The following is an 18,496-nucleotide window of genomic DNA, read 5'->3' as shown; positions in this document are numbered from 1 at the left end:
GCCCTCGCGGCGTCTCTGCGGGCACCTCGGGCGCCCACAGCCGTCGGTCAGCCGGCGGTCAGCCGTCGGCGGCGTCGACGAAGGTCTTGGTGACCCAGATCGACACCAGGTGCGCGCCGATGCTGAGCAGCGGGACGACGATGAGCATCGACCAGTGGTCGAGGTACTGGACCAGGAACAGCAGTGCCACGACCGCCGCCAGTCCGACCGCCAGGAAGCTGCTGCTGCCGGGATCGGCGATCGAGAACGCCTTGAGCAGCTGCGCCCCCAGCAGGACGCACAGCGCGAAGGTGGCGACGAGCAACAGGAAGCCGGGACCGCCGCCGCAGGACGCCGTACCGCGGACGGCCTCGCAGCCGCGCAGCGACAGCCAGGTCAGCACGACCATCGCCGCGCCCACCACGAGCCCGGTGAGGGCCGCGGCGCGGTAGCTGCCGAGCCTGGGGCCGGACGCCGCCAGCGCGGCGATCTCGGCGTCCTCCAGGTCCGCGCTGGTGGCCTTGACCGGCTCAGGGACGACGGTGACGGCTGCGGCCTTCGGGGCGGGCTTCGGGGCTGGCTTCGGGGCTGGCTTCGGGGCGGCCTTCGGGGCCGTGGCCGGCGCGGCGGCGGGCGCCACTGCCGCGGGCTCGGGAGCGGGCTCGGGCTCGGGCGTGACCTCCTCGAGCACGACGGTCGGCTCGGGCTCGGCGACCGCCTCCGCGGCGGTGTCCTCGGCGGCGGTGTCCTCGGCGGCGGTGTCCTCGGCGGCGGTGTCCTCGGTGACGGCAGGCAGCTCCGCCTCGACCTCGGCGGCGGCCGTGGCGGGTGCGGGAGCCGGCGCCGCGGCGGCGTCCGGCTTCTTCTTGCGCCCGAACAGCTTGGGCGCCTCCAAGCTGAGCTTCAGCTTGTCCTGCTCGTCAGACATGACATGCAGTGTGTCACGACTGACCTGCGCGTCGGCGGCAGGCCGGTGGGCGGAATCGAGGTGGTTCGCGCTCGTGGCGTGCGAAAACGGCGAACGGACCCACGCGATGCGTGGGTCCGTTGCTCTGGTCGGGCTGACAGGATTTGAACCTGCGGCCTCCTCGTCCCGAACGAGGCGCGCTACCAAACTGCGCCACAGCCCGCCATGATCCCGCCTCGAAGAAGCCGGCTCACAAGCATCGGAGCATAGCGGAGCCCGCGCCCGGACTCGCAATCGGCAGCCGCTTCCCGGACGGCGCCTGCGCGCAGCGGCCGGATCAGCGGGGGACCAGGGTGAGGAGGGTGGCCTCGGGGCGGCAGGCGACCCGGATCCGCAGGTAGGGGTTCGAGCCCAGACCGGCCGAGACGTGCAGCCAGGCCGAGCCGGGGTCGCCCGGGCGGGAGTCCGCGGGGTGGCGGTGCAGGCCGCGGGCGCGGGCCGGCTCGAGGTCGCAGTTGGTGGTGAGACTCCGGCCGCCTCCGGGCCAGGGGAGGCACACCTGGCCGCCGTGGGTGTGTCCGGCGATGATCGCGTCGTAGCCGTCGGCGGCGAACTGGTCGAGCACCCGCAGGTACGGCGCGTGCGCCACGCCCAGCCGGACGTCGGCCTCCGCATCGGCCGGTCCCGCGACGGCCGCGAGGTCGTCGTAGTCGAGGTGCGGGTCGTCGACTCCCGCGAACGCCAGGACCGTCTCGCCCACCCGCAGCGACGAGCGGCGGTTGGTGAGGTCGAGCCACCCGGCACCGGTCAGGCCGGCGCTCAGGTCGCGCCACGGCAGGTGCGGGACGTTCGTGTAGCGGTGCCCGTCGGGGAACAGGTAGAGGAAGGGGTTGCGCATTCCCGGCTCGAAGTAGTCGTTGGAGCCGTGCACGAACACCCCCGGCTTGTCGAGCAGCCCGCCCAGGCTGTCGAGGACGACGGGGACGGCATCCCGGTGCGCCAGGTTGTCGCCGGTGTCGATGACCAGGTCGGGGTCGAGGGCGGCGAGGTCGCGGATCCAGTCCTGCTTGCGCGCCTGCCCGGGCGTCATGTGGATGTCGCTCAGGTGCAGCACGCGCAGCGGCCGCATCCCCGTCGGGAGGATCCGCAGGTCGTAGCGGCGCAGCGTGTACTGGCGCGCCTCCCACAGCGCGTACGACGTCACCGCGGCCCCCGCGGTCGCCCCCAGGCCCGCGGCCCGGACGAGCGCCCGTACGAATCCCATTCGGCAAGCCTGACAGACGCCAGGCAGAATCGGACCATGAGCACCCTCAAGGACCGCCTGCGCAACGACCTCACCACCGCCATCAAGGCTCGCGACGAGGTGCGTTCGTCGACCCTGCGGATGATCCTCACCGCCGTCACCAACGCCGAGGTCGCCGGCAAGGTCGCCAAGGAGCTCACCGACGACGAGGTCCTGACCGTCCTGTCCAGCGAGGCCAAGAAGCGCCGCGAGGCCGCGGTCGCCTTCGAGGAGGGCGACCGCCCGGAGATGGCCGCCAAGGAGCGCTCCGAGGCCGCCGTCATCCAGGACTACCTGCCCGAGCAGCTCTCGCCCGAGGAGATCGCCGCGATCGTCACCGCCGCCGTCGAGCAGGCCGGCGCCGCGGGCGCGGGCCCGAAGGCGATGGGCCAGGTGATGGGGGTCGTCACGCCGCAGGTCAAGGGCCGGGCGGACGGCGCAGCCGTCGCCGCGGAGGTCCGGCGCCAGCTCGGCTGAGTCCGGTCCCGAACAGACGTACGGCCCCGCAGCTCCTGGAGCTGCGGGGCCGTATGCGTCGACCTGAGGGTCGGCCGGGCGGCGCGGTCCTAGTGCCCGTTGCCGCGGCCGCCGCCCCTGCCGCCCTTGCCGCCCTTGCCGCCCTTGCCGCCGCCGCCCTTCGGCTTGGCCGGGGTGCCGTCGGAGACGTAGAGCGTCACCGTGTCGCCGGTGGCGAGGCGGGAGCCGGTGCCGGGGGCCGAGTAGGCCACCAGCCCGCGCTGGTAGGACGAGTCGACGTTGCCGCCGTTGACCACGGTGAAGCCGAGGCCCTCGAGCGTGCTGCGGGCGCTGTCGTAGGACTGGCCGGCGACCGACGGGACGGTCACCAGCAGGCCGCGGATGTCGGTGGTCGAGGGCCGGACGAAGGCCTCATCGGGCAGCCACTGCGCGATGATCTTGAAGGTGTCGCCCCAGATCGGGCCGGCGGTGGTCGATCCGGACGAGGAGTACAGCGTGCGGCCGCCGACGGACTTCCCGTCGAGGGACTCGGGCTGGCCCGCCCGGTTGACGCCGGCGACGGTGGCGGCGCCGGCCAGGTTGGGCGTGTAGCCGACGAACCACACGGCCTTGTTCTCGCTGGTCGTACCGGTCTTGCCGGCCGCCGGCTGGCCCGGGTAGAGGGCCTGGCCGAAGCCGCCGGGCGCGAGCACGCCGCGGAGCACGTCGTTGACCGCGTTGGCGACCGGGCTGGCCAGCACCTGGGTGCACTGCTTGTCGTACTTCTTGAGCACGTTGCCCTGGGCGTCGGCGATCTGCAGGACCGGGCGAGCGGCGCAGTGCACGCCCTGCGCGGCGAAGGTGGCGTAGGCCGCGGCCATGTCGAGCGGGCTCACGTCGGCGACACCGAGGGTGAAGGCGGGCTTCTGCCACTCCTTCGACAGGTCGATGCCCATGGCGCGGGCCAGCTTCCACGGCTCGCAGATGCCGGTGGTCTTCTCGAGATTCACGAAGAAGGTGTTGACCGACTTCTGGGTGCCCTCGTAGAGATTGGGGTTGGCCGACGAGCTGGTCGAGTTCTTCGGCGACCAGACCTCGCTGCTCTGATAGGGCCCGTCGCAGGTCTCGAACTCGTTGAGCGGGAAGTGGCCGGGGTTGGGGGCCGGGAACGTCTTGGTGAGGGGGATGTCCTGGTTGATCGCCGCCGCGAGCACGAACGCCTTGAAGGTCGAGCCGGGCTGGAAGCCGGCGGAGTCGCCGTACTTCTGCGGCACCGTGTAGTTGAGGAAGGTCTCGCCCTTGCCCTTGCCCATCGGGCGGGACTGGGCGAGCGCCTTGACGTTGCCGGTGCCGGGCTCGATCAGCGCGAGCGCGCCGAGGGCGCCGTCGCCCTTGTAGACGTGGGAGGACACCGAGCCCTGGGCGGCCTTCTGGTCGCGCATGTCGAGGGTGGTGCGGATGGTGAGGCCGCCGTTGAAGATCAGCCGCTTGCGCTCCTGCACCGTCGCGCCGAGCGCGGAGTCGGTCATCAGCCAGCGGGTGACGTAGTCGCAGAAGAACTGCGCCTCGGAGTTGACGCAGCCGTTGGGCTGGGAGCGGACCTTGAGACCGAGGGACTTCGCCTTGGTGGCGTCGGCCTGGGCCTGGGTGATCACGTTGAGCTGCGCCATCCGCTCGAGGACGATGTCGCGGCGGACCTTGGCCTGAGCCGGGTTCTTGGTCGGGTTGTAGGCCTCGGGGCTCTGCACCAGGCCACCGAGCAGCGAGGCCTGGCGGAGGTTGAGGTCCTTGGCGTTGACGCTGAAGTAGTGCTGCGCGGCGGCCTGGATGCCGTAGGCACCGTCGCCGAAGTAGGCGGTGTTGAGGTAGCGCTCGAGGATCCAGTCCTTGCTGTGGTGCTTCTCGAGGGCGATCGCGTAGCGCAGCTCGCGCAGCTTGCGGCCGTAGGTGTCGGCGGTGGCGGCCTTGCGCTCGGCGTCGGTGTCGGCCTGGTTGAGCAGGGTCAGCTTGACCAGCTGCTGGGTGATCGAGGAGCCGCCCTGGACCACGCCGTTGGCGGCCTGGTTGGTGAACAGCGCGCGCAGCGTGCCCTTCAGATAGAGGGCGCCGTGCTGGTAGAAGCGGTAGTCCTCGATCGAGACGATGGCCTCGACCATGGTGCGCGAGATCTGGCGGAGCGGGACGTTGACCCGGTTCTGGTCGTAGAGCGTCGCGATCGTCTTGCCGTTGACGTCCTGGATCTCGGTGCGCTGGGGGAGCTGCTCGGTCTCGAGCTCCTGCGGCAGGTCGTCGACCGACTGCGCGACATTGCGCGCGGTGAAGCCGAGGACGCCCGCGAACGGGATCGCGAGGCCGGCGACGACGACGCCGAGCACGGCGGCGACGGCCAACATCACGCCGAGATGGGAGGCGACCTTGCCGGGCGGCAGGCCGTCGAACCGGGTTCGAGACATGCGGTCAGCGTACGTGAGGGTCCCGCAGGAACCCGACTCGGCGATTTCGGCTGTGGAGAACCCGCACGGAGCGTCGTCGCGGGACGTGTGACATGCGGGGGAGGCGGAGCGGATGGCCCTCGTCTAGTCCGATGTGACTAGACAGGTTGGGCCCAATGAGCGGTGTCGGTATTGGAGATCCTCCTTTACTTTGATTCGGTCGAGGAGACCAAGCGCTGTGGGGGTGCTGGCTCCTCGGTTGTGGGAACTGTCAGGGGACAACCATGTGGGTAGAGGATTGGGCGCCGCGCGCCGCATGTCGGGACGAGCAGCCGGACCAGCTGTTCGTCCGTGGGGCCGAGCAGAACAAGGCCAAGCAGGTCTGCACCGGATGTGCCGTGCGGACGGAGTGCCTCGCTGAGGCACTGGACAACCAGATCGAGTGGGGCGTCTGGGGCGGGATGACCGAGCGGGAGCGTCGTGCGCTCCTGCGTCGTCGTCCGAACGCCTCGTGGCGCAACGTGCTCGAGGCCGCCCGCGAAGAGCAGACGACCCCCGCGGTCTGACGCTCTCCGCGTCTCATCGGCCGCTTCGGCGGCCGTCGGAAGGTCGCCGCACGGTCAGCGCGCGAGCAGCGTGCCGACCGTGCGCAGACCGTCGAGGTCGTGCACGTCGCCGGCCAGCGCCGGTACGACGACCGTCGGCACCTGCGGGTGCGCGGTCGCGAATCGGTCGCGCAGCACGCGCTCGCGCTCGACCATCCGCACCCGGTCGGCGTGCAGCCGCAGCAGTCCCGCGGTCAGCGACCCGTCGTCGCTACGACGCAGCCGCTCGGCCGCCGTCATCGCCTCGTCGGCCGACAGGTCGCCGCCCGGGGCGGGGCTGGCGCGGTTGACGACCAGGCCGGCCAGCGGCATGCCGTCGTCGCTGAGCCGCTCGACGAAGTACGCCGCCTCGCGCAGCGCGTCCTGCTCGGGCGCGGCGACGACGAGGAACGCCGTCCCGTCGGCCTTGAGCAGGGCATAGGTCTGCTGCGCGCGCTGCCGGAAGCCGCCGAAGACGGTGTCGAGCGCGGTCACGAAGGTCTGCAGGTCCTTGAGGAACTGCGCGCCGAGGATCTTGGTCAGCGCATGGGTGATCAGGCTGAAGCCCGCCGTCATCAGCTTGGCCGGGCCCTTCGCCGGCGCCAGCATCAGCCGCACGAAGCGCCCGTCGAGGAAGCTGGAGAGCCGCTCGGGCGCGTCGAGGAAGTCGAGCGCCGAGCGTGAGGGCGGGGTGTCGACGACGATGAGGTCGTAGGTGCCGGCCGCCTGCGCATCGCGGTGGATCTGGCCGAGCTTCTCCATCGCCATGTACTCCTGCGTGCCCGCGAACGAGCTCGACAGCGCGATGTAGAAGGGGTTGGCGAGGATCTGCTTCGCCTTCTCGGGGCTGGCCTGCGAGAGCACCACCTCGTCGAAGGTGCGCTTCATGTCGAGCATCATCGCGTCCAGACGGGGGGCTCCGCCCCCCGTCGCGCCCCCGCTGGCGGCTTCGGGCGACTGGAGGCGCAGCCCCTTGACCGGGCGCGGGGTGTTGTCGAGCTCCTCGATGCCCATCGACTGCGCGAGCCGGCGAGCCGGGTCGATGGTGAGGACGACGACCTTCCGGCCCCGCTCGGCGGCCCGCAGCGCGAGCGCCGCGCTGGTCGTCGTCTTGCCCACGCCGCCGGACCCGCAGCACACGATGATGCCGGTGGTCGGGTCGTCGAGCAGAGCGTCGACGTCGAGCGGGCCGGCGCGATGGCCGGGCGGCGTGGCCGGGCCGACGCGGGACGGCCGGTGGTGGGCGCTGTCGCGGCTCATCGGGGTCCCCGAGCGGTTGTGCGTCGGAGGAGCGAACCGGGGGAGGCGCGGAACCGCTTGGGGTGATTCATGCCATGCCCTGCTCTCGGAGGAGTGCGGCGAGCTCGTAGAGCCCGCCGAGGTCGATGCCGCCGGCGATCCGCGGCAGCTCGTACGACGGCACGCCGAGGCCCGCGACGATGTCGCGCTGCGAGTCCTCCAGCGCGCGGCGCTCGGCGTGGTCGGCGGCCTCGGCGAGCAGTCCGTCGACCAGTCCGGGGGCGACCTCGATGCCGCCGTCGGCCAGGTCGCGCTCGATGCGGTCGCGGTCGAGGGTCCCGGCGCGGGCCGCGGCGAGCTCGTCGGAGCTGAGGTCCTGCGGGCGGACCTGGTTGACGATGACGCCGCCGACCGGGAGCCGCGCGGAGCGCAGCTCGGCGATGCCGTCGGCGGTCTCCTGGACCGGCATCTCCTCGAGCACGGTGACCAGGTGGACGGCCGTCCGTGGCGAGCGGAAGAGGGTCATCATCGTGTCGGACTGCGACTTGATCGGCCCGACCTTCGCCAGCCCGGCGAGCTCGTTGCTGACGTTGAGGAACTGGGTGATGCGGCCGGTCGGCGGGGCGTCGAGGACGACGGCGTCGTACTCGATCGCGCCCTTGTTGCGGCTGTTGCGCTGCACCGCCTCGTAGACCTTGCCGGTCAGCAGCACGTCGCGCACGCCCGGCGCGATGGTGGTCGCGAACTCGATGACGCCGAAGCGGTCGAGCGCCTTGCCGGCGCGGCCGAGCCGGTAGTACATCGAGAGGTACTCCAGCAGCGCCGCCTCGGCGTCGATGTGCAGCGCATGGACCCGGCCGGCCGGGACGCGGCCGCCGCCGTCCGCGCTGTCATCGGGAAGGCCGGTCGTCAGTCGCCGCTCCTGGTAGGGCAGCGGGTCGACGTCGAACATCCGCGCGATGCCCTGGCGGCCCTCGACCTCGCAGAGCAGCACGTTCTTGCCGGGGGTGGCCAGGGCCAGCGCGAGCGCAGACGCCACCGTGGACTTGCCGGTGCCACCCTTGCCGGTGACCACGTGCAGGCGGACGTTCCCCCAATCGCTCACGAGGCCAGAGCCTAGCGAGCGACCGGGGGACCGGGGGGGCTTACTCGAGACGCAGCCCGGCTGCCGGCGTGACGCGCGCCGCACGCCGCGACGGCACGACCGCGGCGACCAGCCCGGCCAGGGCCGAGACGCCGACCACGGCGGCGAGCTGGGGCCAGGGCAGGACCAGGCCTGCGCCGTGGACCGCCGGCTCGACGAGCGCCCGGACGCCGGCCCACGCGAAGGAGACGCCCAGCGTGGTGCCGATCAGGGTCGCCACCACGGACAGGAGCACGGCTTCGGCGGCGAGCATCCGACGCACCTGGCGGCGGGTGAGGCCGAGCGCCCGCAGCAGTGCGTGCTCGCGGCCGCGCTCGAGGACGGAGAGGCCGAGCGTGTTGGCGATGCCGACGAGGGCGATGACGACGGCGATGCCGAGCAGGCCGACGACGCCGCCGGTGACGACGTCGAGCTGGACGTCGACGTACGAGCGACGGGCGAGGCCGTTCTCGAGTCCGGCGCCGACCGGGGAGGCGACCGCCTCGACGGAGCCGGCGAGGTCCTGCGGGTCGACGTCGGCGTCGGCGCGCAGCCAGACCGCCTGGGTGGCGGCGCCGGGGGCCAGCCGGTCGAGCGTCGTACGGCGGACGAGGGCGGCGTCGCCCCAGCCGTCGCCGCCCGCGACCTCGAGCCGCAGGGTGCGGTCGCCGACGGTGACGGCGACCCGGTCGCCGGCGGAGACGCCGTCGCCGAGGTGGTCCCAGGGGACGACGACCGTGCCCGCAGGCGGCCGGCGGACCGCGCCGTGGGTGACGTCGTCGACGGCCGGGGCGGCGACGATCGGCAGCTCGATGCCGCCGACCTTCGCCGGGGCGCCGGGCACGGCGGCGGTGGCGACCACCCCGTCGACCGACCCGAGCCGCTCGACGACGTCGGCGGGCAGCGCTCCGGCGCCGGTGACGGCGAGGTCGATCGGGTAGTCGCGGTCCATCTGCGCGGCGAGCGCCGACCGCGAGCTCGCCATGCCCGTGAGGACGGCGGTCGTGAGCGTGACGCCGATGAGCAGGGAGGCGGCGGTGGCGGCGGTCCGTCGTGGGTTCCGTACGGCGTTCCCGGCGGCCAGACGTCCCGCGGGGCCGAGGATCCGGTGGGCCAGGGTGCCGGCGGCGCGGATCAGCGCGGGCACCAGGACCGGTCCGAGGAGCAGCACGCCGACGAAGACCGCCGTACCGCCGACGACGAGGACGGGCGGGCTGGCCGCGGCGACGGCGGCGGCCAGAGCGAGGGCGCCGGCGGCGACGGTGAGCAGGCCCAGCGCGATCCGCAGCCGCCCGCTGCTGGTCCGGACCTGCGTGCTGTCGTCGGGCCGCAGGGCCGCGAGCGGGCTGACCCGCACCACGCGGCGGGTCGGCAGCCACGCCGCGACGAGGGTGACGCCGACCGCGACGATCGCCGCGACGAGCAGCCAGCCGATGCCGACGTCGGCCGTCCCGAGGCGGGCGCCGGGCCACTGCGCGCGGACGAAGGCGACCAGCCCGTGCCCGATGCCGAGGCCGAGCGCGACGCCCAGCACGGCGGCGAGGACGCCGAGCGCCAGCGACTCCGTCCGGACCGAGCGGACCACCTGGCGGCGGGTCGCCCCGACGCAGCGCAGCAGCGCGAAGTCCCGCGCCCGTTGGGCGAACAGGATCGCGAAGGTGTTGTTGATGACCAGGACCGCCACCAGCAGGGCGATCGCCGCGAACAGCAGCACCACGATGGCGATCACGTCGACGCCGTTGTTGATCTCCTGCTGCAGCTCCTGGACGTAGGAGTCGACGGAGACCGGTGTCGCGTCCGGTACGACGCCGCGGATCGCGGTGGTCGGGTCGCCGCCGCTCCAGGCGACGCTGGTGACGTAGAGCCGGTCCTGCCAGCGGGACAGGTCCGCCCACGGCACGTAGACCGACGCGACCGCGGCCGTCGAGGGGGAGTCGACGAGACCGACCACGGTGACGTCGAGCGCGCCGGCGCCGGTGCCGACGCGGAGCCGGTCGCCGATGCCGATCCGGTCGACCTTCGCGGTGTTCGTGTCGACCACGGCCTCGCCGGTGCCTCCGGGGAATCGACCGTCGACCAGCTTCTGCCAGCGGTGGCCGGGACGATCGGGGACCTGGCCGATGTCGGCGCTGGTGTCGACGACCTTGCCGTCGACGCTGAGCTGCTGGAGCGTCCAGCCGATCAGCCAGGCGTCCGACTGCCGGCCGGGTGCGGCCTTCAGGAGAGCCGCTGCCGCCGACGGCGAGGGGTGCTTCACGACGGCCGTGGCGCCGTCGTAGGGCTCGTCGAGCCCGGCGCTGAGGCCGTTGCGGACCGACGACGACAGGGCCGCGGTGACCACGATGAAGGTGGCGCCGACGACGACGGCGAGCAGCGCGGCGCCGTACCGGCGGGTGTGGGTGCGGAGGGAGGCGAGCAGGACGGTCCGCATCAGGCCGCGTCCCGCCGGGTGATCAGGCCGTCGGCGAGCACGATGACGTCGTCGGCGTAGGCGGCGGCGTCGGTCTCGTGGGTGACCATGACGACGGTCTGGCCGAGCTCGCGGACCGACTGGCGCAACAGCGCGAGCACCTCCGCCGACGTGGTGCTGTCGAGGTTGCCGGTCGGCTCGTCGGCGAACAGGATCGCGGGCGAGCTCAGCAGCGCGCGGGCGATCGCGACTCGCTGCTGCTGGCCGCCGGAGAGCTCGGCCGGGCGGTGGCCGAGACGGTCGGTGAGGCCGAGGGTGCCGACGATCGCGGCGAAGCGGTCGCGTACGGCGTGCTGGTCGCGGCCCGCGAGCTCGAGGGGGAGCCGGATGTTCTGCTCCGCGGTGAGCATCGGCAGCAGGTTGAACGCCTGGAACACGAAGCCGACGTGGTCGCGGCGGAAGCGGGTCAGCGCGTCGTCGTCGAGCTGCTCGAGCTGCTGCCCGGCGACGGTGACGCTGCCGGTCGTCGGCTGGTCGAGGCCGGCCAGGCAGTGCATGAGGGTGGACTTCCCGGATCCGGACGGCCCCATGATCGCGGTGAACCGGCCGGCGGGCAGGTCGAGGTCGACGCCGCGGAGGGCGGGCACGAGGGTGTCGCCGCGGCCGTAGGACTTGGTCAGGCCGCGGGCGCTGGCTGCGAGTTCGGTCATGCGTCGAGCCTCGTCGTCCGAGAGCCTCGGATCGTCAGGCTGCGGGCTGATCCGGGTGTCCGACGTCAGGTGGACGGCGGCGCTGACCGTCGTACCGGACGAATTGGTCGCACCAGGGGCGATATCGCGACCAAACCGTCCGGTACGACGGTCAGGCCGGCCCGAGGTGGGGCCGGACGAGGTCGACGAGCTCGGCGTGGGTGGTGGCGTCGGCCGCGACGAGCAGGCCGCGACCGCCCTCCAGAGGTGCTCCGCGCAGGTCGGTGACGACGCAGCCGGCCGCGCGGCAGACCGCGATGCCGGCGGCGAAGTGGACACTCCGGGTGAGCGCGGCCCCGTCGCCGTCGGTCACGTAGGCCGCGCGCCGGCCGTCGGCCACCCACGCGAGCGCCAACGTCGTGGAGAGCACGCGGGGCCCGAAAGCCTTGCGCAGTGCGGGATCCGCGACCAGTCCACCGCCGACGAAGGGACGGTCGGTGGGGCCGTCGCAGTTGATGTCGACGAGCGTCGAGGCCGCGCCGGGCGTGGGCGGCGCGGCGGTCGTCCACGTGTCGCCGGTGAGCGGATCGACGACGACGCCGACCGTGGTGCGGCCGTCCACCTGCAGCGCGACGTTGACCGCGACGAGCGGCGTCTCCGCGGCGAAGTTGAGCGTGCCGCAGAGCGGATCGACCAGCCAGCGTCGGCGTCCGTCGGCGTCGCCGGAGGCGCCGTGCTCCTCGCCGATCCGGGCGTCGGCAGGGCGCTCGCGGGCGAGGACGTCGAGGATCGCGCGCTCGGCGGCGAGGTCGACGTCGGTCGCGAAGTCGGTGGCGGACTTGGCGTGCCGGACCAGCGGCTCGCCGTACCGGGCGCGGACGACGGCGGCTCCGGCGGCCGCGGCCGCCTCGGCGACCTCGTCGTCGGAGCGGGTCACGGACGGACCAGCCCGACGTCGTAGGCGAGGACGACGAGCTGCACCCGATCGCGGGACCCGGTCTTGGCCAGCAGCCGGCCGATGTGGGTCTTCACGGTCGCCTCGGAGACCACGAACTCCGCGGCGATCTCGGCGTTCGTGAGGCCGCGGCCGACCAGGACGAGGGTCTCGCGCTCACGCTCGGTGAGCGGGTCGAGGCGGTCGTCGGCGGGCGTGGCGGCCGCAGGGTCGGGGAGGGCGGTCGCGAAGTGTTCGAGCAGACGGCGGGTGGTGCTGGGGGCGACGACGGAGTCGCCGGCGTGGACGGTCCGGATCGCGCCGAGCAGCGTCTCGGGCGTGGCGTCCTTGAGCAGGAAGGCGGCGGCGCCGGCGCGGATCGCGGCGAAGGCGTACTCGTCGAGGTCGAAGGTCGTCAGCACGATCACCTGCGGCGCGTCGGGGCGCTCGGCGAGGCGACGGGTCGTCTCGACGCCGTCGAGGCGCGGCATCCGGACGTCCATCAGCACGACGTCGCAGCGGGTCACCGCCAGCCGCTCCAGCGCCTCGCCGCCGTCGCCCGCCTCGCCGACGACGGTCAGGTCGGGCTGGGCGTCGATGAGCATCCGGAAGCCGGCGCGGACCAGCTCCTGGTCGTCGACGAGGAACACCCGGATCTGCTCGCTCACAGGGGGATCCTCGCGCACACCGCGAACCCGCCGCCGGATGCGGGGCCCGTCGACAGCGTGCCGTCGTGAGCGGCGACCCGCTCGCGCATGCCGGTCAGGCCGAGCCCGCGGCCGTCGTCGGGCGTGGCGGCGCCGCGGCCGTCGTCGGTGACCGCGACGACGATGCTGCCGCTCGCCGGGTCGAGGTCGATCGCGACCGTCGCGGTCGCGCCGGGGCCGGCGTGCTTGCGCACGTTGCTGAGCGCCTCCTGCACGATCCGGTACGCCGTGAGCGCGACGCCGTCGGACACCTGCGGCAGCGGGTCCGCCAGGTCGGCGCGGACCGGCGTCCCGGCCGCCCGGGCCTCCTCGACGAGCGGGACCAGGTCGGCCAGTCGCGGCTGCGGAGCGATCGGCGCCTCCTCGGCGCGCAGCAGCCCGAGCATCCGGCGCAGCTCGGCGATCGCCTCCCGGCCGGTGGCGGCGATCGTCGCGAACGCCGGGTCGGTGACCGACGGGTCGTGCCGGGCGGCCGCGCGGGCGCCGTCGGCCTGGACCACGATCGTGGTCAGCCCGTGGGCGACGACGTCGTGCATCTCGCGGGCGATCCGGTGCCGCTCCTCCATCGCTGCGAGCGCGGCCTGCTGGGTCGCCTCGCGCTGGAGTCGCTCGCCGCGCTCGACCAGCGCGTCGACGTACGCCTGGCGGGTGCGGCCGAGCGTGCCGAGGGTCCAGGCGACGACCACGAAGAGCGCGATGGTCGTGTAGTAGGCGACGACATTCTCGACGCTCAACAGCTGGGCGCCGAAGCCGTTGAGCCAGCGGAAGGTCGCGATCCCCGCCCCGGCGAGCCCGACCACGAGCGCCGCCCGTGACCAGAGCGGAGCGGCGTAGCGCGCGATCGAGTAGGTCGCGATCGGGAAGGCCGCCTGGCTCCACAGCGGATAGTCCGTCAGCAGTGCCTGGATCCCGCACCCCACCGCGACCGCCGCGAACACCGCGACCGGGTGCCGGCGACGAACCAGCAGCGGCACGATCTGCGCCAGCATGAGGACGCCGTCGCGTGCGTCGACGACGAGGGCGTAGGGCAGCACCGGAAGCAGCAAGGCGACCGTCAGCCCGACGTCGAACCAGCGCTCACCGCGGGGCCCCAGCCGCCACGGCTGCCGGTTCGCCCTCGTCCGCCGTGCCACGCCGCCACCGTAGACGGCGCGCGGAGCCGGGGCGTCAGACCACGGGTGGATCCGGTGGTTCCGCGGGTGGACGCGGCGTACGCTCGACGCCATCGGAAGGAGTCGTCATGGCCGAGTCGTCGCCATCGCGCTTCAAGCACCTGCCGCCGCCCGTCGATCCCGCCACGCTGCGCACGTCGCAGGACGTCGACCCCCACCCGCCTGAGGAGGACGACACCTACCGCGAGCTGCTCTGGGTCGTGAACCGCTACGGGTGAACGGCCCGCGCTGCGGGGTCGTGTGCCTGAGAACGCCTGTGGGCGGGTTCTCAGGCACACGACTCTGCTCTGCGTGCGCCGTCCGGCACTGAGTAGGGTGCGGAGCATGACCAAGTGGGAGTACCAGGTGGCGCCCGTGTTGAACCACGTCGCGGCGCAGATCCTCAACAACTTCGGCCAGGACGGCTGGGAGCTCGTCACCCTCGTCCCGGGCCAGGGCGGCAACGACATCGCGTACTTCAAGCGTCCGGCGGAGGGCTGAGCCATGGCGACCCCCGAGGAGAAGCTGGCCGAGCTCGGCCTCACCGTCCCTGACGTCGTCCCGCCGGTGGCGGCCTACGTCCCGGCGGTCCGCAGCGGCGAGCGCGTCTACACGTCCGGCCAGCTGCCGATGCGCGACGGCGCCCTGATCACGACCGGCAAGGTCGGCGGCACGGTGAGCCCCGAGGACGCCTACGACTGCGCTCGTCAGTGCGCGCTCAATGCGATCGCCGCGATCCGCTCGATGGCCGGCGACCTGAGCCAGGTCCGGATCGTCAAGGTCGTCGCGTTCATCGCCTCGACGCCCGACTTCACCGGGCAGCCGGGTGTCGCCAACGGTGCGTCCGAGCTGTTCGCCGAGGTGTTCGGCGACGCGGGCGTGCACGCGCGCTCCGCGGTCGGCGTCCCGGTCCTGCCGCTGGACGCACCGGTCGAGGTCGAGGTGATCGCCGAGATCGGCGGCGTGGGCTGATGTCCGGCAGCGTGGCGGGAGGGGACGACGCCGGTCGCGGACCGCGAGTGGACAGCGGGCTGCGGGTTCCCGGCGGCGTCACCGCAGACACGCTCGGACCGATGACGCAGCGGATTCCACTGCCGCCGGTGCCGCTGCCGGCCAAGGTCGCCGACCTGGCCGCGGAGTACGCCGACGGGCGGCGCGAGGCCGCCGTACCGCGCGACGCGGCGACGGTGGTCCTGCAGCGCGCGGGCGCCGACGGGCGGCCGGAGATCTACCTGCTCCGGCGGCACACCACGATGGACTTCGCCGGGGGCATGTGCGTGTTCCCCGGCGGCGGCGTCGACCCGCGCGACTACGACCACCTCGTGGCGTGGGCCGGGCCGTCGCCGGCGGAGTGGGCCGAGCGGCTCGGGACGACGGAGGACGTCGCGCGCGCGCTGGTGTGCGCCGCCGTGCGGGAGACCTTCGAGGAGTCCGGCGTCCTGCTCGCCGGCACGTCCGCCGACAGCGTCGTCGCCGACACGACGAGCGCCGACTGGGAGGCCGACCGGGTCGCCCTCGAGTCGCGCGAGCTGTCGATGACCGACTTCCTCACCCGGCGCGGACTGGTGCTGCGCACCGACCTGCTGGGCATCTGGAGCGGCTGGCTGACGCCGATCTTCGAGCCGAAGCGCTACCGGACCTGGTTCTTCGTCGCGCAGCTGCCCGAGGGACAGGTCACGCGCGACGTGTCGACCGAGTCGTCGGAGGTGGTCTGGATCGACGCGACCGCGGCCGCCGACGGCGCCGACGCGGGCGAGCTGGCGATGCTGCCGCCGACGTACCTCACCTGTCTGGAGGTCGGCACGCACGCCACGACCGTCGACGTGATGGCCGCGAGCACCGGCCGCACGGTCGAGATGTTCATGCCCGAGGTCGAGCCGCTGGACGACGGCTTCACGCTGTCGATGCCGCCCGGGCTGCGCTCCCTCGTCGCCGGCCGCCGGAGCTGACATGGAGGCCTGGCACGGCGGCGAGTACGGCGACCGCGGGCGCTGCGTCCTCGCGCCCAACCCCGGCATCATGACGCTCGACGGCACCAACACCTGGATCCTGCGGGAGCCCGGCTCGGGCCGCTCGATCGTCGTCGACCCGGGGCCGCTCGACGACGGTCACCTCGACGCCGTCGCGGCGGTGGCGGGGCAGGTCGACGCCGTCGTCGTCACCCACCACCACGCTGACCACACCGAGGCCGCGCGCTCGTTCGCGGAGCGGATGGGCTGCGGCGTCCGCGGCCTCGATCCCGCGCAGTGCTGGCGCTCCGACCCGCTGACCGACGGCGAGGTGCTGTCGGTCGGGGGCCTCGACGTCGAGGTGCTCACCACCCCCGGCCACACGACGGACTCGATCTCCCTGCTCGTCGAGGCCGACCGCGCGCTGCTGACCGGCGACATGGTCCTCGGCCGCGGCACCACGGTGATCGTCCATCCCGACGGCGACCTGGGCTCGTACTTCGACTCGATCGCCCGGATGCGGGCCCTGGTCACCTCCGGCCGGGTCGACTCGCTGTGGCCGGCGCACGGCCCGGTGCTGCCCGACGCGGCCGGCGTCCTCGACCACTACGTCCTCCACCGGCGCGACCGGCTCGCCCAGGTCGAGGCGGCGCTGCCACGGCTCGGGCTCGCGCCGAGCGACCTGCCGCCGGACGTCGCGGAGCACCCGACCCTGCCGCGGCAGGTCGTCGAGGTGGTCTATGCCGACGTCGACGAGTCGCTGTGGGGCGCGGCGGAGTCGTCGGTGCGGGCGCAACTGGCCTACCTGGCCCGACGCTGACGGCGGCGCTGACGGCGGCGCTGACGGCGGCGCCACGCCCAGCCCAGCGCCACGACCAGCCCGGCCAGCGCCAGCCCGGCGAGCACGAGCAGGGACGTGACGCGGCCGGTCCACCACGGCCACTCCGGCGCCGGCCGCGTGACGGTCGGCTGTGCGAGCGACATCAGGTCGGTGGCGAGCGAGACCTGCGCGACGCCGTCGTCGACCTTGATGATCGGCGTCGGGCGACCGGGACCCCTGGCGCTGACGACCTGCACCTCGCGCGGCCCGTCCCCGACCAGGTGCAGCACTCGTCGCTGGTCGAGCGGGCCGAGGTCGGTCGGCTCGGCGTCGGGGAAGACGGCGCGGACGTCGCCGCCGGGCAGCGTCACCAGCCGCGAGCCGATCGTCGCCTGGACCGCGCCGCCCACGATGCGCAGCCCGGTCAGCGTGGCGTTCGCGGGCGCCGGGAACCGTGTCCGGTCGCCCTTCCACAGCAGCAGGTTGCCGCTGACGACCGCCAGGTCGCCGGTGTCGGAGACCGCGGCGTCGAACGGGACGTCGCCGCCCGTCGCACCGCCGCCGCTCTCGATCACCGGTTCCGGCACCTGCGCGAAGGTGGATCTCGCGTCATCGGCGCCCAGGGCGCCGGCCCAGGAGCCACCGATGTCGATGGTGGTGCTGGTCCACTGCTTGACCCGGTAGCCGCTCCAGGCCAGCCGCCGGCCGTTCGGCGACCACCGCAGGGTGCGGGGGATCAGCGCGGCGCCGGTCTCGAAGGTCAGGGGCACGTCGTGATGGCTGCCGCCCGTCAGGTCGAGGATCCGCAGGCCGGTGCGTGCCTTGTTGCCGAGGTCGTCGAGCCAGGCCCAGGCCAGTGTCCTGCCGTCGGGTGAGAGGGCGATCGGGAGATCGGTCAGGTAGGAGCTGCCGGTGTGCTGGGTCTCGCTGCGCAGCGACACGTCCAGCGGGTGATAGCTGCCGTCGGCCGCGTCGACCAGCGTCGGGTTGCCGGACTCGTCGACCAGCACCGCCGCCGCCACCGTGACGCCGGTGGCCCCGGGCTGCTCCCGTCGTACGCCGGCCGGGGTGGCGTAGAGCCGGTTCGGCACGCCGAGCGCCGGGCGGCCGTCGGCGACCGGGGGAGTCGGCGTCCGCACCAGCGGTACGACGATCGCCGCCAGCAGCGCCAGGCACCCCACGGTGACCACCGCGGCGGCGATGCGGGCCCGCCGGGCCGCGCGCCGGCCACGGTCGAAGGTGTCGCCGGGCACGTGCACGGCGGGCGCGCCCTCGGCGATCCGCCGGAGCTCGTCGCGCAGCTGCTCGCCGCTCATGCCACGCCCTCCAGCAGCTCCTCGAGATGGGGCGCCAGGGTGCGCAGCCGGGCCAGCGCCTCGCGGCCGGTCGACTTCACGGTGCCGGCCGAGATGCCCAGCACGTGGCCGGTCTGCACCTCGGTCAGGTCCTCGAAGTAGCGCAGCACCAGGACCGAGCGCTGGCGCCGGGTCAGCTGCGCGAGCGCCGCCTCCAGGCTCAACCGCAGGTCGGCGTCGGGCGCGGTGGCCGCGGCGTCGTACGGGGCGCCGATGGTCTCGTCGACCTTGCGCCGACGCCACCACGAGATGTTCTGCGTATACAGGATGCGACGCACGTACGGCTCGGGGTCGCCGTCGATGCGGTGCCAGGCGCGCGCCGCCTTGAAGAGTGCCGTCTGCACGAGATCCTCCGCGAGATGGGCGTCTCCGGTGAGGAGGTACGCCGTCCGGGTGAGGGCCGGCGTACGTGCGTGGACGAACTGCTCGAAGGCGTTGCGGGACGGGTCGGGCATGCGTCGAACCCCCTTTCACCCACT

19 protein-coding genes and 1 tRNA gene are annotated in these 18,496 nt (G+C 73.5%); 7 read left to right on the top strand and 13 right to left on the bottom strand.

The features are described from left to right. Nucleotides 1-58: 58 nt before the first annotated feature. The 3 genes from AB4880_RS07900 to AB4880_RS07890 all read right to left on the bottom strand — a co-directional run bounded on the left by AB4880_RS07900 (nucleotide 59) and on the right by AB4880_RS07890 (nucleotide 2,150). Complete coding sequence (locus AB4880_RS07900; RefSeq protein ID WP_367918664.1) at nucleotides 59-907, bottom strand: hypothetical protein; 849 nt, start codon at nucleotides 905-907, stop codon at nucleotides 59-61. A 125-nt stretch (nucleotides 908-1,032) separates the two neighbouring features. Beyond that, nucleotides 1,033-1,109, bottom strand: a tRNA-Pro gene (locus AB4880_RS07895). Between the two features lie 114 nt (nucleotides 1,110-1,223). Continuing rightward, nucleotides 1,224-2,150 (bottom strand): metallophosphoesterase, encoded by a 927-nt coding sequence (locus tag AB4880_RS07890; protein WP_367918663.1) that lies wholly within the window; start codon nucleotides 2,148-2,150, stop codon nucleotides 1,224-1,226. A 36-nt stretch (nucleotides 2,151-2,186) separates the two neighbouring features. On the opposite strand from AB4880_RS07890, the gene AB4880_RS07885 reads away from it, so the two are divergent. Then, a complete protein-coding gene (locus AB4880_RS07885; protein WP_367918662.1) occupies nucleotides 2,187-2,645 on the top strand; it encodes a GatB/YqeY domain-containing protein in 459 nt (152 codons plus the stop codon). An 89-nt stretch (nucleotides 2,646-2,734) separates the two neighbouring features. Here the strand turns inward: AB4880_RS07885 and AB4880_RS07880 are convergent, their stop codons facing one another. After that, on the bottom strand, nucleotides 2,735-5,077 hold the full coding sequence (locus AB4880_RS07880) for a transglycosylase domain-containing protein (protein WP_367918661.1): 2,343 nt from the start codon (nucleotides 5,075-5,077) through the stop codon (nucleotides 2,735-2,737). A 263-nt stretch (nucleotides 5,078-5,340) separates the two neighbouring features. On the opposite strand from AB4880_RS07880, the gene AB4880_RS07875 reads away from it, so the two are divergent. Beyond that, a complete protein-coding gene (locus AB4880_RS07875) occupies nucleotides 5,341-5,622 on the top strand; it encodes a WhiB family transcriptional regulator (RefSeq protein ID WP_367918660.1) in 282 nt (93 codons plus the stop codon). 54 nt (nucleotides 5,623-5,676) lie between these two features. Here the strand turns inward: AB4880_RS07875 and bagB are convergent, their stop codons facing one another. From bagB to AB4880_RS07840, 7 genes are all read right to left on the bottom strand, one after another. Beyond that, nucleotides 5,677-6,900: an ArsA family ATPase gene (gene bagB / locus AB4880_RS07870; protein WP_367918659.1), complete on the bottom strand. Its 1,224-nt coding sequence runs from the start codon at nucleotides 6,898-6,900 to the stop codon at nucleotides 5,677-5,679. Nucleotides 6,901-6,967: 67 nt separating this feature from the next. Then, nucleotides 6,968-7,984 carry an ATPase BagA gene (gene bagA, locus AB4880_RS07865; protein ID WP_367918658.1) on the bottom strand — a complete coding sequence of 339 codons (1,017 nt, stop codon included), beginning with the start codon at nucleotides 7,982-7,984 and terminating at the stop codon, nucleotides 6,968-6,970. 40 nt (nucleotides 7,985-8,024) lie between these two features. After that, the gene (locus AB4880_RS07860) at nucleotides 8,025-10,433 is read right to left on the bottom strand and encodes an ABC transporter permease (protein ID WP_367918657.1); all 2,409 of its coding nucleotides are present in this window, start codon (nucleotides 10,431-10,433) and stop codon (nucleotides 8,025-8,027) included. Next, nucleotides 10,433-11,122 carry an ABC transporter ATP-binding protein gene (locus tag AB4880_RS07855; RefSeq protein ID WP_367918656.1) on the bottom strand — a complete coding sequence of 230 codons (690 nt, stop codon included), beginning with the start codon at nucleotides 11,120-11,122 and terminating at the stop codon, nucleotides 10,433-10,435. The genes AB4880_RS07860 and AB4880_RS07855 overlap by 1 nt, the downstream gene beginning before the upstream one ends. Nucleotides 11,123-11,273: 151 nt before the next feature. Then, nucleotides 11,274-12,038: an inositol monophosphatase family protein gene (locus tag AB4880_RS07850; RefSeq protein WP_367918655.1), complete on the bottom strand. Its 765-nt coding sequence runs from the start codon at nucleotides 12,036-12,038 to the stop codon at nucleotides 11,274-11,276. After that, nucleotides 12,035-12,703, bottom strand: coding sequence for a response regulator (locus AB4880_RS07845; RefSeq protein ID WP_367918654.1), 669 nt, complete (start codon nucleotides 12,701-12,703; stop codon nucleotides 12,035-12,037). Before AB4880_RS07845 ends, AB4880_RS07850 begins: the two co-directional genes overlap by 4 nt. Continuing rightward, nucleotides 12,700-13,875, bottom strand: a complete 1,176-nt coding sequence (locus AB4880_RS07840) for a sensor histidine kinase (RefSeq protein WP_367918653.1) — start codon at nucleotides 13,873-13,875, stop codon at nucleotides 12,700-12,702. The genes AB4880_RS07845 and AB4880_RS07840 overlap by 4 nt, the downstream gene beginning before the upstream one ends. A 107-nt stretch (nucleotides 13,876-13,982) precedes the next feature. Between AB4880_RS07840 and AB4880_RS07835 the strand changes: the two genes are divergently transcribed. The 5 genes from AB4880_RS07835 to AB4880_RS07815 all read left to right on the top strand — a co-directional run bounded on the left by AB4880_RS07835 (nucleotide 13,983) and on the right by AB4880_RS07815 (nucleotide 16,662). Next, nucleotides 13,983-14,132, top strand: a complete 150-nt coding sequence (locus AB4880_RS07835; protein WP_367918652.1) for a hypothetical protein — start codon at nucleotides 13,983-13,985, stop codon at nucleotides 14,130-14,132. Nucleotides 14,133-14,238: 106 nt separating this feature from the next. Beyond that, the gene (sp36, locus tag AB4880_RS07830) at nucleotides 14,239-14,394 is read left to right on the top strand and encodes a Sp36 family protein (RefSeq protein ID WP_162851546.1); all 156 of its coding nucleotides are present in this window, start codon (nucleotides 14,239-14,241) and stop codon (nucleotides 14,392-14,394) included. Between the two features lie 3 nt (nucleotides 14,395-14,397). After that, nucleotides 14,398-14,865: a RidA family protein gene (locus tag AB4880_RS07825; protein WP_367918651.1), complete on the top strand. Its 468-nt coding sequence runs from the start codon at nucleotides 14,398-14,400 to the stop codon at nucleotides 14,863-14,865. 101 nt (nucleotides 14,866-14,966) lie between these two features. Beyond that, a complete protein-coding gene (locus AB4880_RS07820) occupies nucleotides 14,967-15,842 on the top strand; it encodes an NUDIX hydrolase (protein WP_367918650.1) in 876 nt (291 codons plus the stop codon). A 1-nt stretch (nucleotide 15,843) separates the two neighbouring features. Further along, a complete protein-coding gene (locus tag AB4880_RS07815; protein WP_367918649.1) occupies nucleotides 15,844-16,662 on the top strand; it encodes an MBL fold metallo-hydrolase in 819 nt (272 codons plus the stop codon). Here AB4880_RS07815 and AB4880_RS07810 read toward each other — a convergent pair. Then, nucleotides 16,644-17,978 carry a TolB-like translocation protein gene (locus tag AB4880_RS07810; RefSeq protein ID WP_367918648.1) on the bottom strand — a complete coding sequence of 445 codons (1,335 nt, stop codon included), beginning with the start codon at nucleotides 17,976-17,978 and terminating at the stop codon, nucleotides 16,644-16,646. The genes AB4880_RS07815 and AB4880_RS07810 overlap by 19 nt on opposite strands. Beyond that, on the bottom strand, nucleotides 17,975-18,472 hold the full coding sequence (locus AB4880_RS07805) for a SigE family RNA polymerase sigma factor (protein ID WP_367918647.1): 498 nt from the start codon (nucleotides 18,470-18,472) through the stop codon (nucleotides 17,975-17,977). Before AB4880_RS07805 ends, AB4880_RS07810 begins: the two co-directional genes overlap by 4 nt. Between the last annotated feature and the right edge of the window lie 24 nt (nucleotides 18,473-18,496).

The sequence above is a fragment of the Nocardioides ginsengisoli genome (genome assembly GCF_039537225.1).
Taxonomy (GTDB): domain Bacteria; phylum Actinomycetota; class Actinomycetes; order Propionibacteriales; family Nocardioidaceae; genus Nocardioides; species Nocardioides ginsengisoli.
The sequence above is the reverse complement of the archived record's forward strand: the minus strand, read 5'-3'. Positions and strand labels throughout refer to the sequence as shown.